General features: G+C 34.5%; 13 protein-coding genes and 1 riboswitch. Of the genes, 6 read left to right on the top strand and 7 right to left on the bottom strand.

The window, feature by feature from the left end:
* Positions 1-83: 83 nt before the first annotated feature.
* The 4 genes from WC622_RS15045 to WC622_RS15030 form a co-directional block, all read right to left on the bottom strand.
* Positions 84-809: a menaquinone biosynthetic enzyme MqnA/MqnD family protein gene (locus WC622_RS15045; protein WP_372820525.1), complete on the bottom strand. Its 726-nt coding sequence runs from the start codon at positions 807-809 to the stop codon at positions 84-86.
* A gap of 72 nt (positions 810-881) precedes the next feature.
* On the bottom strand, positions 882-1,490 hold the full coding sequence (locus WC622_RS15040; protein ID WP_372820524.1) for a histidine phosphatase family protein: 609 nt from the start codon (positions 1,488-1,490) through the stop codon (positions 882-884).
* An 89-nt stretch (positions 1,491-1,579) separates the two neighbouring features.
* Positions 1,580-2,764 (bottom strand): aminofutalosine synthase MqnE, encoded by a 1,185-nt coding sequence (gene mqnE / locus WC622_RS15035; RefSeq protein ID WP_372820523.1) that lies wholly within the window; start codon positions 2,762-2,764, stop codon positions 1,580-1,582.
* A gap of 149 nt (positions 2,765-2,913) precedes the next feature.
* Positions 2,914-3,405: a hypothetical protein gene (locus tag WC622_RS15030; protein WP_372820522.1), complete on the bottom strand. Its 492-nt coding sequence runs from the start codon at positions 3,403-3,405 to the stop codon at positions 2,914-2,916.
* A 106-nt stretch (positions 3,406-3,511) separates the two neighbouring features.
* Between WC622_RS15030 and WC622_RS15025 the strand changes: the two genes are divergently transcribed.
* From WC622_RS15025 to WC622_RS15015, 3 genes are all read left to right on the top strand, one after another.
* Positions 3,512-4,633 (top strand): PLP-dependent aspartate aminotransferase family protein, encoded by a 1,122-nt coding sequence (locus WC622_RS15025; protein WP_372820521.1) that lies wholly within the window; start codon positions 3,512-3,514, stop codon positions 4,631-4,633.
* Positions 4,634-4,796: 163 nt separating this feature from the next.
* Positions 4,797-4,909, top strand: a riboswitch (SAM riboswitch).
* Between the two features lie 251 nt (positions 4,910-5,160).
* Positions 5,161-6,219 (top strand): homoserine O-acetyltransferase, encoded by a 1,059-nt coding sequence (metX, locus tag WC622_RS15020; RefSeq protein ID WP_372820520.1) that lies wholly within the window; start codon positions 5,161-5,163, stop codon positions 6,217-6,219.
* 40 nt (positions 6,220-6,259) lie between these two features.
* A complete protein-coding gene (locus WC622_RS15015; protein ID WP_372820519.1) occupies positions 6,260-7,501 on the top strand; it encodes a homoserine dehydrogenase in 1,242 nt (413 codons plus the stop codon).
* Positions 7,502-8,211: 710 nt separating this feature from the next.
* Here WC622_RS15015 and WC622_RS15010 read toward each other — a convergent pair.
* The 3 genes from WC622_RS15010 to WC622_RS15000 all read right to left on the bottom strand — a co-directional run bounded on the left by WC622_RS15010 (position 8,212) and on the right by WC622_RS15000 (position 13,516).
* Positions 8,212-9,555: a dihydrolipoamide acetyltransferase family protein gene (locus WC622_RS15010; protein ID WP_372820518.1), complete on the bottom strand. Its 1,344-nt coding sequence runs from the start codon at positions 9,553-9,555 to the stop codon at positions 8,212-8,214.
* 55 nt (positions 9,556-9,610) lie between these two features.
* Positions 9,611-10,858 (bottom strand): competence/damage-inducible protein A, encoded by a 1,248-nt coding sequence (locus WC622_RS15005; RefSeq protein WP_372820517.1) that lies wholly within the window; start codon positions 10,856-10,858, stop codon positions 9,611-9,613.
* 81 nt (positions 10,859-10,939) lie between these two features.
* Complete coding sequence (locus WC622_RS15000; protein ID WP_372820516.1) at positions 10,940-13,516, bottom strand: putative LPS assembly protein LptD; 2,577 nt, start codon at positions 13,514-13,516, stop codon at positions 10,940-10,942.
* A gap of 203 nt (positions 13,517-13,719) precedes the next feature.
* Between WC622_RS15000 and WC622_RS14995 the strand changes: the two genes are divergently transcribed.
* The 3 genes from WC622_RS14995 to WC622_RS14985 all read left to right on the top strand — a co-directional run.
* Complete coding sequence (locus tag WC622_RS14995; protein ID WP_372820515.1) at positions 13,720-14,598, top strand: N-acetylmuramoyl-L-alanine amidase; 879 nt, start codon at positions 13,720-13,722, stop codon at positions 14,596-14,598.
* 40 nt (positions 14,599-14,638) lie between these two features.
* On the top strand, positions 14,639-15,412 hold the full coding sequence (locus tag WC622_RS14990) for an N-acetylmuramoyl-L-alanine amidase (protein WP_372820514.1): 774 nt from the start codon (positions 14,639-14,641) through the stop codon (positions 15,410-15,412).
* A 15-nt stretch (positions 15,413-15,427) separates the two neighbouring features.
* Positions 15,428-15,922: MlaD family protein (locus WC622_RS14985; protein ID WP_372820513.1), on the top strand; the 495-nt coding region annotated here is incomplete at its 3' end.

Genomic DNA, 15,922 nt, shown 5'->3' with positions numbered 1-15,922 from the left:
CGATAGCTATCGAATGGGAATCGTGATGCAATATCAGGTCTTTTTACCGTTTTGCGGTTCCCGCTTTCGCGGGATGGGCTACATTAAAGCTGTTCTATATACCCTAAAAACAACCCCAGCGCCTTCCTCTTCTCATCGGTTAAGTCGAAATCCAACTTATGGAAAAGATAATCATCCAAATCAAAATTTGAAAGTTGAGGCAATTCTTTTAAAACTTCATTTCTATGAGCTAAACCAAATTGCAAAGCCTCATCAAATGCAGCAACAAAAGTTGGAGAAATAGCTTTATTAGCTACCCAAGCAGCATAAACAAATGGCAATCCAGTAAACTTCATCCACTCCTCACCCATGTCATAAGCGTAAGCAAAATCTGCCTTTCTACCAAAAGTACGATCTCCAATTAAAACAATTGCGTCAGTTTTGGCATCTTGATCAGTTGTAAATTCTACTTCAACTTTAAAATGAAATTTTAATAAAACTTTAGCCAAGTTATTAGAGGTACGCGATTGTAAATCGAGTTTTACCGTTTTTATTTCTGCAGCAGGAACATTAGCGAAAATAAACACAGAATTAACTGCACCCACAGAACCGATGCAATAAGAACCTATAATGTTCGCATTAGGTACGTGAGGTATCGCAGCAACTGGTATTAAACCGACATCAACCTTGTTAGCAATTAATTTTGCGGCACAATCCGAAGGGATATCTAAACTTAAATCTATTTCGTTGCGAATATCATTGTGTTCAATTCCGTAAATAAAAGGTTTGGTATTGGTATAAGAAACTGCAGATATTTTTATTTTACTCACTTTTAATATTGTTTTATTCGTCGCCCTGAATTTATTTCAGGGTTTATTTAGATGCTGAAACAAACATGATTTTTATTTTAAATGATCAGTATTGTTAAAATCGATTACTGTAAACCTATTATCATCAAAACCCAATCTATATAACGTTGTATTTTGATGCGGGAAATCGCCCATTTCAGATAGTGGTTTATCAAGCAATAAGCATAGCAATAATCGCATTGCTCTGCCATGCATGCACACTAAGATTCGTTTTTCATCAGCTTTGCTTTTAATTAGCGAAATCGTTTCTTGTAAACGTAAACTTACATCGTTAGGGCTTTCGCCACCTTCAAATTTTGCATCATAATTACCACCTTGCCATTTCTCAACTACCTCTCTAAAAGCCGCCCTAGATTCTTCGGTATTTGGCTGACCTTCCCATAAACCCCAAGCCAATTCATCTAATCCTGATTCTTGCTCCCAAGGTAAACCTAAATCTATAAATTGTCGTACAGTCTGGTGTGTGCGTTTCAGTTCTGATGTATAAATTTTATCGAATGCTACTGCTTTATACCGTTCAAAAAATGCAGTAGCTTGTGCTCGTCCAGTATCATTTAAATCACTGTCTACACCCCTACCTTGCACAATTCCTAATCTATTCAATTCTGTTTCGCCGTGGCGGATGATGTATAATTCCTTCATAATGTAAATTCGTTCATTTGTTCATCAGTTCAATAGTTCATTCGTATAAATATGTCATGCATCTTCCAAATGAACCAATAAAAAATGATCTAATTTATAACAGGTAATTTGTAATAAGATGGTTTAACATCGCTTTCAAAAACAATATCAGTATAATCGGTTACTACGTTATACAATGTATCTCTCTCAATTGGTTTTCTACCCACTTGTTTAATCAAATTAACCAATTCTTGTGTACTCATTGCTGGGTTTTGCTCTTCAGCACCTGCCATCGAATAAATTTTGGTCGTATCATCCAAAGTACCGTCAATATCATCAACTCCAAAGTTTAAAGAAAGCTGAGCAGTCTCTCTGCTAATCATTGCCCAATAGGCCTTAATGTGATCGAAATTATCTAAATAAATACGAGCAATGGCATAGTTGCGTAAATCTTCAATCACCGAAACCTCTGGCACATGGCTCATTTGGTTATGCTGATTTCTGAATTTTAAAGGAATAAATGTTTGAAAACCCTTAGTTTGATCTTGCAACTGACGTAAACGTTCCATGTGATCTACACGATGTTCGTATTTCTCAATATGACCATATAACATGGTCGCATTAGAACGCATTCCTAATTTATGCCACTCTTCATGTATGGCAAGCCATTGGTCTGCCGTACATTTATCTTTGGCAATTTGTTCTCTAATTTCTGGATGAAATATTTCGGCTCCACCTCCTGGAATTGATTCTAAACCAGCGTCTTTCATCAACTTCATTCCCGTAGCATAGTCTATTTTGGTTTTTTTAAAGATATAATGATATTCTACAGGAGTTAATGCTTTTACGTGTAAAGCAGGGCGATGTTTTTTAATAGCGCTAAACAAACCCGAATAAAATTCTACATCGTATTGCGGCAAAACACCCCCAACAATATGAACTTCAGTAACAGGCTCATCATCATATTTTTTAACTACGTCTAACATCTCATCTATAGTTAATGCCCAGCCTTCTTCTTTCTGTTTAATTAAGCGAGAATACGAACAGAATTTACAATCGTACACACACAAATTGGTGGGCTCTAAATGAAAATTACGATTGAAATATGTTTTATCACCATGCTTTTCTTCTCTGATAAAATTAGCCAATACACCTAAATAGCCTAATTCTGCATGTTCATATAAGTATAAACCTTCATCAAAAGTTATCCGTTGATGGTTTTGGACTTTTTGGGCAATAGCCTTTAAAGGTTCTTCAAGAATTGGGTTGTTGAGAAGTAAAGTTAAAGCCTGCACGGTAATTTATTTAATGTTTAGGCAAAAGTACAATATTGACCTAATTGAAAATCATTTTCTTGTAAAAATGGCTTTATTTAGAAACAATAAAAGCATCCCGATAATTCGGAATGCTTTTATGATTAGCTATTAGCTTAATAATTAACTAATTACTTTACTGCTTTTGTAAAATTCATTACAATGTAAGCAGTTTTACTACCGTATTCTATTGGCGATTTAATAATCATATTACTTCCATCTGATGAAGAAAGCATTAAACGATAACCATCTGTTATGTTTTTAGCTTTATCACCTTCATTTAATTTTTTAAACTGGAAAGTTTCATCAGCTGTGCTCACTGACCAAAAAATAGCTTGAGTTTTTGCTCCACAACTTGCACTGGATGGTAAACTGTAGCTTCCATTACCACTATTTGTTAAATCCCATGTGCTACCTACAAAACATTTATAAGAACTTTCGCCTAAGAATGATTTTACGGCAACCTCAGGAATACCATCAAAAGTAATGTCGTTTAAAACCCAATTACCTGTTACATCACCACGTTTTACCGCAGCTGTACCACTTGTTGTTTTCGGAGAGCAGCTTTGTAACACTATTAATGAACTACAAATTAAGGCTGCTATTAAAAATATTCTTTTCATATACTTGTTTTTTGCTTAAGCTTTTACATAAATCTTGCCAAAATCATTTTTTTAGCAAGATAAAATTTAGCTTTGTTATAAATCTTTGTTATTTAATTCCTAAAAAATGAAACCAGAAACTGCCGCCATCCATGCGTTAAATTTAGTAAAAAGTGCCACAGGCGATGTAACGATGCCTATTAGCTTATCTACCACTTTTTTACGCGATGAAGATGGTGGATATCCAGGGGGACATATGTATAGTAGGGTGAGCAACCCAAATAGAGCAGCTTTAGAAAATGTACTTACTAAATTAGAATTTGGAGCTGATACTTGTGTTTTTTCATCTGGCAATACCGCTGGGATGTCTATTTTTCAGGCCTTAAAACCTGGTAGCCATATTATTGCACCTGATGATATGTATTGGGGGTTAAAAAAACAATTATTAAGTATTTTTAATGAAACCCTAACATTTGATTTTATTAGTTTAATTGATGTTGATAAAATAGAAAGTTTCATTAAACCAAATACAGTAATGATTTGGGCAGAAACTCCTTCTAACCCCCTCTTAAAAATTACTGATATTGAAGCTTTGTCAAAGATTTGCAAAGCACATAAACTCATTTTAGCAGTCGATAGCACCTTTGCTTCTCCAACTTTGCAAAATCCAATTTCTTTAGGCGCAGACATTGTAATGCATTCTACTACTAAATATATTGGTGGTCATAGCGATGTTTTAGGCGGTTCCTTAACAACCGCAACTAAGAATGAGTTTTGGGAAAGAGTTAAAAATATACAGCAAAATGGTGGTGCAGTTCCATCGCCATTTGATTGTTTCTTATTACTTAGAAGCATTAAAACATTAGCATATAGAATAAAAGGCCATTGTGAAAACGCGATTAAACTGGCTCAATATTTAGAAGCACATCCAAAAGTAGCTACAGTTTATTATCCTGGCTTACCTTCTCACCCACAACATAACATTGCCAAAAAACAAATGAGAGATTTTGGAGGAATGTTGTCCGTATTGATTAAAGGCGATGCAGCTAATGCTAGAAAAGTGGTGAATACTGTAAAAATATTTGCTCAGGCTACAAGTCTTGGTGGTGTAGAAAGTTTAGTAGAACATCGTGCTTCTGTTGAAGGACCAGACACTAAAACTCCACAGAATTTAATTCGGGTATCGGTTGGCCTAGAGCATATTGATGATTTGATTACCGATTTTGAGCAAGCATTAAAGTTAATATAAAGCTACGCTGCATGAACTGCTACTATTAATAGAATTTTATTATACTAATTTTCAGTTAGTTAAACATTAATCAGAATTTTATTTTGCATATTTTCATATACAATCTTATATTTGAAACATTATTTGGTGAAAGCTAAATAAAAATCAAATCTTTTATCGATTTGATTTATAAAGAAGTGGCGAGAGACAGGCTCTTTGACCCACTGGCAACCCTCCCTAACGGAGAAGGTGCCAATTCCTGACCAGCCAACATGGTGTTGCTTGGAAATATAAATTAAGAAGATGAAAACAGTCAATTCAATTTCGCTAAGCGAAAATCTTAAGTCAAGCCCCAAACGATCAATTGCATTTTTAAGTGTAAATCTGATTTGTTGTAATATGCAGTTAACAAACTGTATGTGCTGTCGCATATACTAGTTTAAAAAATCTTCCACTTTGCTATTTTCAATTCGGAAGGTCTCGAGAAATCGAGATACGCTGTTACCTATTATCAAGTCAATTACATTAAAAAGAAGAATTAGTACATCATGAGCACAGTAGCTATATATAAACACCCTAAAATATTCAAACTAGAAAACGGTAAAAAGTTGCGCAATCTAGAAATTGCTTATCAAACATTTGGTAAATTAAATGCCAACAAGGATAATGTAATTTGGGCTTGTCATGCATTAACCGCAAATGCTGATGTATTAGATTGGTGGAAAGGATTGTTTGGAAATAATGCTTTATTTAATCCAGAAGAACATTTTATTGTTTGTGCTAACATTTTAGGTTCAAATTATGGAACTACAAATCCGCTAAGTAAAAATCCAACAACTGGTCAGCCTTACTACTTGTCTTTCCCAGAATTTACCATTAAAGATTTAGCAGCAACACATCATTTATTAGCGAACCATTTAGAAATAAGCAATATTAAAGTTTTAATTGGTGGGTCTTTAGGTGGTCAGCAAGCATTAGAATGGTCGTTGGCTAAAACGCAGACGATAGAGAATTTAATTTTGGTGGCCACAAATGCAGTTCATTCTCCGTGGGGAATTGCCTTTAACGAAAGTCAACGTTTAGCTATTAGTACAGATAGGACATTTTACGCAAATCAGCCAGATGGCGGTTTAAAAGGCTTAAAAGTTGCACGCAGTATTGCCTTATTATCTTATCGTACTTACGAAGCGTACTCAGCAACGCAATTAGAAAGTGTAAACGATAAAACGACAGGTTACAGAGCAGCATCTTACCAGAATTACCAAGGTGAGAAATTGTGTAAACGCTTTAATGCATACAGTTATTGGTATTTAAGCAAAGCGATGGATAGCCATAATGTTGGACGTGGAAGAAAAAGTATTACAGCTGCTTTAGCAGAAGTTAAAGCAAATACATTAGTAATTGGTATTGAGAATGATATTCTCTTCCCTATCAGTGAACAAAAGTTTTTAGCTAACCATATTAATGATGCACAATTCAGTAGTATTAATTGCGCTTATGGACACGATGGTTTTTTAATAGAAACTGATAAACTAACAAATATCATCGGCAATTTCTTAAAAGAAAGTAGCGATAAGAAAATAATCAAATTACATAAAACAGCATAATAAGCTTAAAGCGAAAGCTGAAAGCACAATAGATACAATAATGAGTAAGAAACTTAAAATAGGATTATTTGGATTTGGAGTAGTTGGTCAAGGTTTGCATGATATTATTCGCGGGCAAAACTTAAATTTAGAAGTCGTAAAAATTGCAATTAAAAACCCTGAAAAGAAACGCAGTCTAGACGCTCACCTTTTCACGACTTCTCACGACGAAATTTTAAATAACCCAGAAATAAATACAATAGTTGAATTAATTGACGATGCAGAGGTTGCTTTTCAAATAGTAAAAAAAGCATTAAGCAATGGTAAACATGTGGTATCGGCCAATAAAAAAATGATTGCCATTCATTTAGAAGAATTGGTGCAATTGCAAGCTAAACATGGCACGTCTTTACTATATGAAGGCGCTGTTTGCGGTAGTATTCCAATTATTCGTAACCTAGAAGAATATTACGATAATGAACTTTTGCATGGCATTAGTGGTATTTTCAATGGTTCATCAAACTATATTTTATCTAAAATATTTAACGAAGGTTTAGCCTATGAAACAGCTTTAAAACAGGCACAAGATTTAGGTTTCGCAGAAACCGATCCTATTTTAGATGTTGGAGGTTATGATCCGAAATACAAATTGGCCATTGCTACGGCACATGCTTATGGTTTATTTATCAATCCAGACCATATATTAAATGTTGGTATTCAGAATATTTCTGATGCTGATATTCAATATGCAAGAGAGAAAAACTTTAAAATTAAATTAGTACCAACAGCACGTAAAATAAGTACTAAACAAGTTGTTGCTTTTGTATTGCCAAAATTTGTAAAGGCTGACGATTTTTTATACAATGTAGAAAATGAATACAATGGAGTAACTGTACAAGCAGCATTTGCTGATAAACAGTTCTTTTTTGGTAAAGGTGCAGGCGGGCACCCTACTGGCGCTGCTGTTCTTTCTGATATTGCCGCTTTACGTTATGATTACCGTTACGAGTATAAAAAATACCATCAATTAAATGGTTTAATACATACTGATAAAGTGAGTATTGAAGTATATATAAGATATGTACATGAGTATACCATAGAGAAATTACAGATTGAGAACATTTCAGAACGTTTCTCACGTAACGAATATAAATATGTAATTGGTAATGTTAGTTTAAAAAACCTAATTGCACACCGCGATTTACTATTAAATAAAGATGTATTTATAGCACAGACTGGAAAGTTAAGCTATAGTCAACAAGATATTGCAGCAATAGCCGAAGAAGGCATTCTAGCTAATTAATTGTTTTTTGTTTTGTTTTGAGCAAAAAGCCTCGACGTTCTGTTGAGGCTTTTGCATTTTTATGGAATTAGGTTGCTTCTTGCAGGTGCTAAGTTCCTTCTTGCAGGTGGAAGGTTCCTTCGTGCACTAGCTAGGTTTCTTTGTGCGCCTGCTAGGTTTCTTCGTGCGTCTGCTAGGTTCCTTTGTGCGCCTGCTAGGTTTCTTCGTGCGCCTGCTAGGTTTCCTCGTGCGTCTGCTAGGTTTCTTCGTGCGCCTGCTAGATTTCTTCGTGCGCCTGCTAGGTTTCTTCGTGTGCTTACTAGGTTCCTTCGTGCGTTTGTTAGGTTTCTTCTTGCAGGCGACAGGTTTTTTAAACTTCATCAAAAGCCACAAGCTATGTTAATCAATATTTTGGATTAGTATTAAAGGGAAACAAACTTAGGTGAAGAGCTTTCGAAATGACAAAAAAAGTTTTAGACAAGAACGAGTGTATTAGGCAATGAGTATTAATTTATTTGTACTGTTTTACCTTCTTTAAACCTGATTGGAGCGAGCACGAAGTAAAGCGGAAAGCAGGGCTAAGCTTGCGATGGAATACTGACATTGGTTTTCTAAAAAAATTGACTAGATAAAGGATATCAACAAAAAAAGCCTGTGAAACACAGGCCTTTGCATACTATTATATATAATTGTTTTAAGATTTCTTGATAAATACTTGCAAGATGAATGTATTATGAAATTTCTCTATTGATATCCCAGTTCTCTAAATAATCTGCTACACGACGAACAAAAGAGCCTCCCAATGCACCATCAACAACTCTATGATCGTAAGAAAGAGAAAGGAACATCATGTGTCTAATTGCAATAACATCGCCAAATTCGGTTTCTAAAACTGCTGGTTTCTTTTTAATAGCACCAACAGCTAAAATTGCAACTTGTGGCTGATTAATAATCGGCGTACCCATTACATTACCAAAAGAACCCACATTTGTTAACGTGAATGTTCCGTTTTGAGTTTCGTCTGGTTTTAATTTAGAATTACGAGCACGAGATGCTAAATCGTTAACTGCTTTAGTTAAGCCCACTAAATTTAATTGATCTGCATTCTTAATTACAGGTACAATTAAATTTCCACTTGGCAAAGCTGCTGCCATGCCAATATTAATGTCGCGTTTTTTGATGATTTGTGTTCCATTAACTGTTACGTTAATCATTGGAAAATCTTTTATCGCTCTGCTTACTGCCTCAACGAATATTGGTGTAAACGTAATTTTTTCATTTTCGCGTTGCTCGAATGCTTTTTTCACTTTATCACGCCACATTACCATATTGGTTACATCAGCCTCTACAAAGGAAGTTACGTGAGGGGAAGTATGTTTACTCATTACCATGTGTTCGGCAATCAGTTTGCGCATTCTATCCATCTCTATAATTTCATCGCCGCCACTTACAGAACTTACAGGTTTTGCACTTGCAGTTACTGTTTTACTAGCTTCAACTGGCGCTGGAGCTTCCGTTGCGGGCGACGTTGCTTTAATTTGTGTGCCACCATTTTTACTTTGGATATGGTTTAACAAATCATCTTTAGTTAAACGTCCTTCTGCTCCGCTTCCTTTTATTTGATCAAGTTCTGCAAGTGGGATGTTCTCTTGTGCAGCAATGTTTTTCACCAATGGTGAATAAAAACGATCAGAGCTTTTAAAGTCTTGAGGTTGATTTTCTTCTGTTTTAGTTACAGGTAACTGAGCTACACCCGGAATATTTTCTACAACTGGAGCTGTTGCTGTAGTTTCTTCTTGTTTAGTTTCTGCAACTGGAGCAGTTTCTGCTGTACCTTCAATCTCTATAATTGCAATTACAGCACCTACTTGAACCACTTCATCAGCAGCAAAAAGTTGCTTAACCAATTTACCTGCCACAGGCGATGGCACTTCAGAATCTACCTTATCAGTTGCAATTTCTAATATTGTGTCATCCAGTTGAATTAAATCTCCTGGTTGCTTAGTCCATTTAATGATGGTTGCTTCTGCAACACTCTCTCCCATTTTCGGTAACAATAATTCGTATTGAGCCATTTGTTATTGCGTTTATAATTGGTATCTGAGGGCAAAAGTACGCCTTTTTACCTATTTAATTCAAATCTTGTTTTAATAGATTTAGCAACATAGTTAAAGCTGCTGTAGCTGAGCGTTCTATATTTTGTATTCTTTTGCTGCTAAATGTGAACAATTTTGCCACTACTTTTTCCTTTGTTGCAATGGCAATCCACACAGTACCAACAGGTTTACCAGGCATGCCGCCATCTGGACCAGCTATTCCACTAACTGCAATTGAATAATCAGTTTTGAAATGAGTAATTGCGCCTTGCGCCATTTCTTTTACAGTTTGCTCGCTTACTGCACCAAATTCTGTTAAGGTTTGATGTTTTACGCCTAAAATAGATTCCTTTAAATCGTACGAGTAGGCAACTGCACCACCAGCAAAAACTGCTGATGAACCTGCATGTTGTGTAATTAAATGTGCAATATAACCTCCTGTGCAACTTTCTGCAGTAGAAAGAGTGAGGTTTTTAGCTTTCATTTTATCTAAAATTGCTTTTTCTAGTGGCACATCTTCATCAATTACTACATGCGAATTTATTCGTTGAATAATTTTTTGTGCGTAACTATTAATATCGGCTTTTAAACTAGCTTCATCATTACCTGAAGCGCTTAATCTTAACCTCACCTGCCCTAATTTTGGTAAATATGCTAGCTTAATATAACTAGGTAAGCTATCTTCTATATCTTCAATTTGTTGTGCAAGAAATGATTCGCCTAAACCCGATGTTAAAATTGTTTTATGTACAATGAATGGTAAAACGAAAGCTTTTTTAAGGCGAGGTAAAATTTCATCTTCCATTAAATACATCATTTCAAAAGGTACGCCAGGCATAGAAACAATAATTTTTCCGTCTATTTCAAACCACATGCATGGCGCTGTACCATTTTGGTTCTGAATTACAATGCATCCATCTGGTACATCTGCTTGTCTGATATTTACATCTATCATTGGTCTATTGAAGCGAGCAAAAATAGCTTCTATGTGTTCGAGCGTAGGTTGGTCTCGCCTTAAAGGCATATTAAAATATCTTGATAATGTGAGTTTAGTAATATCATCCTTTGTCGGTCCCAAGCCACCAGTAATTAAAATTAGATCTGCTCGTTTTTGCGCTTCATCTAAAGCTTCTATAATATGTTCGGCATTATCAGATACTGATGTAATTTGCTTTACACTAATACCAATCTTATTTAATTCCCTACCCATCCAAGCAGAATTAGTATCTACTATTTGACCAATTAGTATTTCGTCACCTATGGTAATGATTTCCGCCAGCATATATTTAATTTACAATTTGAGAATTACGATTTACGATTGTATCGACAATCAATTTTATAATATGTAAATGCATTTAAAAACCTAATATTTTGTATAATAGCCTTTACGTTTACTTAGCTTAAGATCTTGAAGGATTGACGCTTTTACTTTTATATCTATCGAATAACTTTGATAACTACCAAATGGTATCCAATTGGCGCTTAAATCCCAACAGTGCAAATCTCTATAAATTGCAAATGATGTATAAGAAACAGTTTTAGCTTTAAAATCGTAACCAGAATTGAATTGAATTTTCCATTTTGGGGTTAAGTTAAAATCTCCATTAAAATTCAATGTATTACTGATGCTTCTAGTTGATGCTAAACCTAAGGAGTTGTTGTAATTAAAACTGTATGAAAAGGCAATATTCCAAGGGATATTAAAATCTACAAAAGCATTTGGATCTCTACTTATGGCTTGCAATTGTTCAATTTGTTCTGGTGTTCTTCCGGCTTGTTGTTGGTCAGTTTGATTTTTTAGTGCATCCATGTTTTTATTGCGGCCTTTTAGCGCATCTGGATTTAAACTGTAATCAAAAGAGAAGTTAAAACTAGTTAATCGTGGTAATTTACCATCTTTCCATACATATCTATCCACTTCTTGATATTGATATGTAGTTGTTTGTGAAGGGCCGGAACCTGAAGTTATCGGTACATTTTGTACAGCATACGGACTAAAAACACCGCTAAAGTTAAAGCCTAATTTATCTGTAAACTGAGATCTTCCACCAAAATTTATAGGTGCTAGTTTTTTAGTTGGCGCTACAAAATTATAGGAGCTAGAAAAATTTAAACCTTGTATAATTGGTATTTTCTTTTCGCCAGTTCCGGTTGTATCTTTTGAATCTGACACTTTTAATTCCACATTATTATCTACAGAAAACCCGATACTTGCTTGCTTACCAGCAGATGGCCCACCATATTGTGCACCTTCAAATATGGAGTATTTTTGAGGAAGTCCTTGGTAATCTCTTACTAAGTTATCGCCATCCAATGGTACACTTTTACCAGGTCTTATGTCATTTGTGTAATATACTTTGTTTTTATAATACCCATAATTATTGGTAGAGAAATCTGGTTTGTAAGAAAAACTAACGTTAGGTGTCATTACATGTCGTATGGCTTTAATGCTACCTAAGTTTTTAAATTTCTTTCCGCCATATAATTTAGTAGACATACCTAAACTTAACGAATATTCGCCGGCACGTTTAAAGCCATTTAAAGTATCAATAGCTACACTATCAGATGAATTTGGTCTTTTGAAATATCTATTTTGAACTGATTGTAAATACCAGCGTTCGTTGTAGTTCACGCTACTGTTAAAGTTTAAATATTTTAAAACATTAAATGGTAAGCTGATTGGAATAGAGTGTTGCATTCCATTTCTAAATCTTTTTAACCCGTCTTTATCAAATAATAAATCTTCCCTTGTATTTACGGTATTACTTGCTTGCATGCTGTATCCTACCGTAATTTTCTGATACCATTTTTGCTCACCTACTCTATTTTTAGAATCGAATGGGCTAATAGTAGACATGTTTAAACTCACTTGAGGTAAGGTTAAAGAAATTGTTTTGGCTCTAGTTTCTTGACTGTGAGAAAGTGAAGTAGTTAAGTTAAACAATCCATCTCCAAAAACTTTTCCATAAGCAATACTCGAACTCATGGTATTACTAGCAATCTGGTTAATATCGTATGTTCCGTTTGCAGCAGAAACGCTGAAATAGTTACCCGTACCTGCATTTACTGAAGCACTAAATGTCGTACCAGGTTTAGCATTTGCATTTTGACTGTGTGTCCAACCGATGTGAAAGTTTTTTTGTGGATCGTATTCGGGTGTTCCTTCCAATCCTTGTCGATCACTTGCATAGGCTAGATTAAAATTACCACCAAACTTATAGCGTTTAATATAATTTGTCGCCAAATTTAAGTGGTAAGATCCATTTGTATAAATATCGCCAGTTAACCTTGCATCCCAATAATCATTTAAAGCCAAATAATATCCACCATTGGTTAATGAAAACCCTTTTGTTGCATCTTCTCCTGGTGTTGGTAATATAATACCTGAAGATTTTTTATTGGGCTTTGGGAAAAAACCAAATGGAATGGCTATAGGTAACGGAACTCGTTCAAACTCTAAATAAACTGGTCCTGTAATAATCTGATTTTCTGTTGCAATACCTTTGGTAATGTGTATGCCATAATGGGGTTCTGGCAAATTACACGTACTATACGTTGTACCAGACACATTAAATTCATTATCTGGCTGCATTTTAGTTTTACCCCCAGAAAAAAACCCACCCTCTTGTTCGGTAAATACACCACTTACTGTTCCCTTACCTGTTTTTGTATTGTAGGTTAATGAATCTGCAATGGATGAACCCTCTCTACCCATTTTAAAAATCGGTCTGCCAACATATTTACCTTTATCGGTTTTAATACCTCTTGCAAAAATAGTGTTGTCTTTTGAGTTAAATCTGATATAATCTGCGTCTAATTCAAAATCCTGATAAATCACACGTGCTCTACCGTATAAATACATGATGCCGTTTTTCCTATCAACACGTGTAGAATCTTTTGCAAAGTATTCTACTTTCTCATCTAGATCGCTTTTTTTCATTTTGACCTTTGACGTATCTCTTTTAGTAGAATCCGTTTGTTTTGTTACCTGTTGAAAGGAAAAATTAGACGAGGCTAGCGCCTTGTTACCAACAGATGTTAATAAAAGAGCTGCAATAATAAAAATGATATCGCGTAAAAGTTTCAAATTCGTGTGTGAATGTTATTTTTGCAATAATGTTTATCCCAAAACGTTCAAAATTAATGAAAAATATACCATTGGTTAGACCAAATGCAATTTTGATTATATTTATTTCTGCCTTATTTATTTTAGGTATTGATAATCAATTACTTGCACAAGAATACAAAATAAAAACAATTGTCATCGATGCTGGCCACGGCGGTAAAGACGGTAGTACAAGAGGATTATATTCTACAGAAAAAGATGTTGCCTTAAAAACTGCTTTACGTTTAGGCAAGTTAATTCAAGACAGTTTGAAGGATGTAAAAGTAATTTTTACTCGGCAGGATGATACTTTTATCCCACTTTATGAGCGAATTGCTATTGCCAATAATGCAAAAGCAGATTTATTTATTTCTATCCATTGTAATGATATGCCTGTTTACGGTACACGATATATCAGTGGTTACACTAGAAATAAAAAGGGCAAAAAAGTTCCAATTTATAAAACTAGATATGCTAAAAGTACATCCACCAAAGGTGTAGAAACTTTTGTATCTGGTAGTGGGCGTGTAAATGAACAAGATGCTGCGATTAAAAGGGAAAATGCATCAATCTTTTTAGAGGATAACTATAAAGAGAATTACGATGGTTTTAATCCAGATGATCCAGAAAGTGCCATCATTTTATCCTTAATGAAAAACACATTTAGAACTCAGAGCTTAAAACTTGCCAAATTAGTGCAAGATGAATACATACAAGTTGGTAGAATAAATAGAGGAGTACAGGAAAAAAGCCTTGCTGTATTGGCTCGTGCTGGCATGCCAGCTATCTTAACAGAAATTGGTTTTATCAGTAATCCTGATGAAGAAGATTACATGAACTCGGAAGCTGGTCAAAAAGAAATAACCAATTGTCTGTTAAAAGCAATAGAAGCCTACAAAGTAAGTGTAGAAATATAGTTGACGATATTTATTATAAATTTGTAAAAAATAAGTTTAAATGAGATTAAAAAGTGTCCTGTTAACCTTTGCCATTATATTTCTTTTTCATTCAAGTAACGTTTTAGCGCAGGGTTATAAAATCAAAACCATTGTAATTGATGCAGGTCATGGAGGTGTTAAACCAGGCGCAGCAGGCAAATACTCACTTGAAAAAAATGTTGCTTTAAAAGTTGCTTTAAGGCTTGGTAAAAAGCTAGAAGAAGAATTACCAGGAATTAAAATCATTCAAATTCGTAAAACAGATGTGGATGTAGACTGGTATCGCAGAGCTGAAATAGCGAACGATGCAAAAGCAGATTTATTTATTTCCATTCATTGTAACTCAATGGGTGGCAGTGATAGGACAACAAAAGGAACTGAAACATTTGTTGGTGCATATAGACGCATTAATGAAATGGATGCTGGCCTGAAAGAAAATGAGGATATTTTGAAGGATAAGGATTATAAAAAGAAAGGAACTTATGACCCTACAAATCCTGAAGAATTAATTATGTTATCTTTGTACAAATCTCTTTACAGAGCTAAAAGCCTAGCTTTAGCAAAGATGATTCAAAAAAACTACACCAATGTGAACAAAAGGGTTAACAGAGGTGTTAAAGAACAAGGATTATTGATATTACAACGTGCAGCTATGCCTTCTGTTTTAACAGAAATTGGTTTTATTTCTAATCCAGCTGAAGAAGATTATATTAATTCTGCAGAAGGCCAAGAAGAAATAGTAACTGCAATTGTTAATGCAATAAAACAATACAAAAAAGAAATTGAGATTTAACAAACACCAAACTAAGTGAAGATAAAAAACGAAACCAAAGTAGGCGTATTAGCAGCATTTGCCATTGCCTTATTAATAATTGGCTATAACTTTTTAAAGGGAAATTCTATATTTTCTAGCGAAACTGTTTTATATGCTATCTATTCTCGTGTTGATGGTTTAGGCGTTTCAAAACCTGTATTAATTAATGGTTTTCAAATTGGAAGAGTTGATAAATTAACTTTACAACCTAATGGAACTATTATAGCAACCTTAAAAGTGAAGGATGAATATGAAATTCCTAAAAATACCATTGCTAGATTGGAAAGTACTGACCTTTTAGGCGGGAAAGCCATCGTTATGATTTTAGGAAACGATAAAAACTTTGCAAAAGATGGTGATACCCTAAATGCTAATGTGGTTAAAGGTTTAATGGAAACTGTACAACCAGTGCAGAAAAAAGCAGAACTATTAATTGCTAAAATGGATTCGATTTTAACAAGTGTAAATTCTATTCTTAATCCTAATTTC

This window comes from Pedobacter sp. (assembly GCF_041662865.1).
In the GTDB taxonomy this organism is placed as follows: Bacteria; Bacteroidota; Bacteroidia; order Sphingobacteriales; family Sphingobacteriaceae; genus Pedobacter.
Note: the sequence above shows the minus strand (reverse complement) of the source record. Positions and strands in the feature narration are given on the sequence as shown.

Coding starts and splice junctions, on each gene's coding strand:
- WC622_RS15015 (WP_372820519.1), top strand. CDS start 6,260: ATGAGTAAGAAACTTAAAATAGGATTATTTGGATTTGGAGTAGTTGGT.
- WC622_RS15040 (WP_372820524.1), bottom strand. CDS start 1,490: ATGAAGGAATTATACATCATCCGCCACGGCGAAACAGAATTGAATAGA.
- WC622_RS14990 (WP_372820514.1), top strand. CDS start 14,639: ATGAGATTAAAAAGTGTCCTGTTAACCTTTGCCATTATATTTCTTTTT.
- metX (WP_372820520.1), top strand. CDS start 5,161: ATGAGCACAGTAGCTATATATAAACACCCTAAAATATTCAAACTAGAA.
- WC622_RS15025 (WP_372820521.1), top strand. CDS start 3,512: ATGAAACCAGAAACTGCCGCCATCCATGCGTTAAATTTAGTAAAAAGT.
- WC622_RS15010 (WP_372820518.1), bottom strand. CDS start 9,555: ATGGCTCAATACGAATTATTGTTACCGAAAATGGGAGAGAGTGTTGCA.
- WC622_RS15000 (WP_372820516.1), bottom strand. CDS start 13,516: ATGAAAAAAAGCGATCTAGATGAGAAAGTAGAATACTTTGCAAAAGAT.
- WC622_RS14995 (WP_372820515.1), top strand. CDS start 13,720: ATGAAAAATATACCATTGGTTAGACCAAATGCAATTTTGATTATATTT.
- WC622_RS15005 (WP_372820517.1), bottom strand. CDS start 10,858: ATGCTGGCGGAAATCATTACCATAGGTGACGAAATACTAATTGGTCAA.
- WC622_RS15030 (WP_372820522.1), bottom strand. CDS start 3,405: ATGAAAAGAATATTTTTAATAGCAGCCTTAATTTGTAGTTCATTAATA.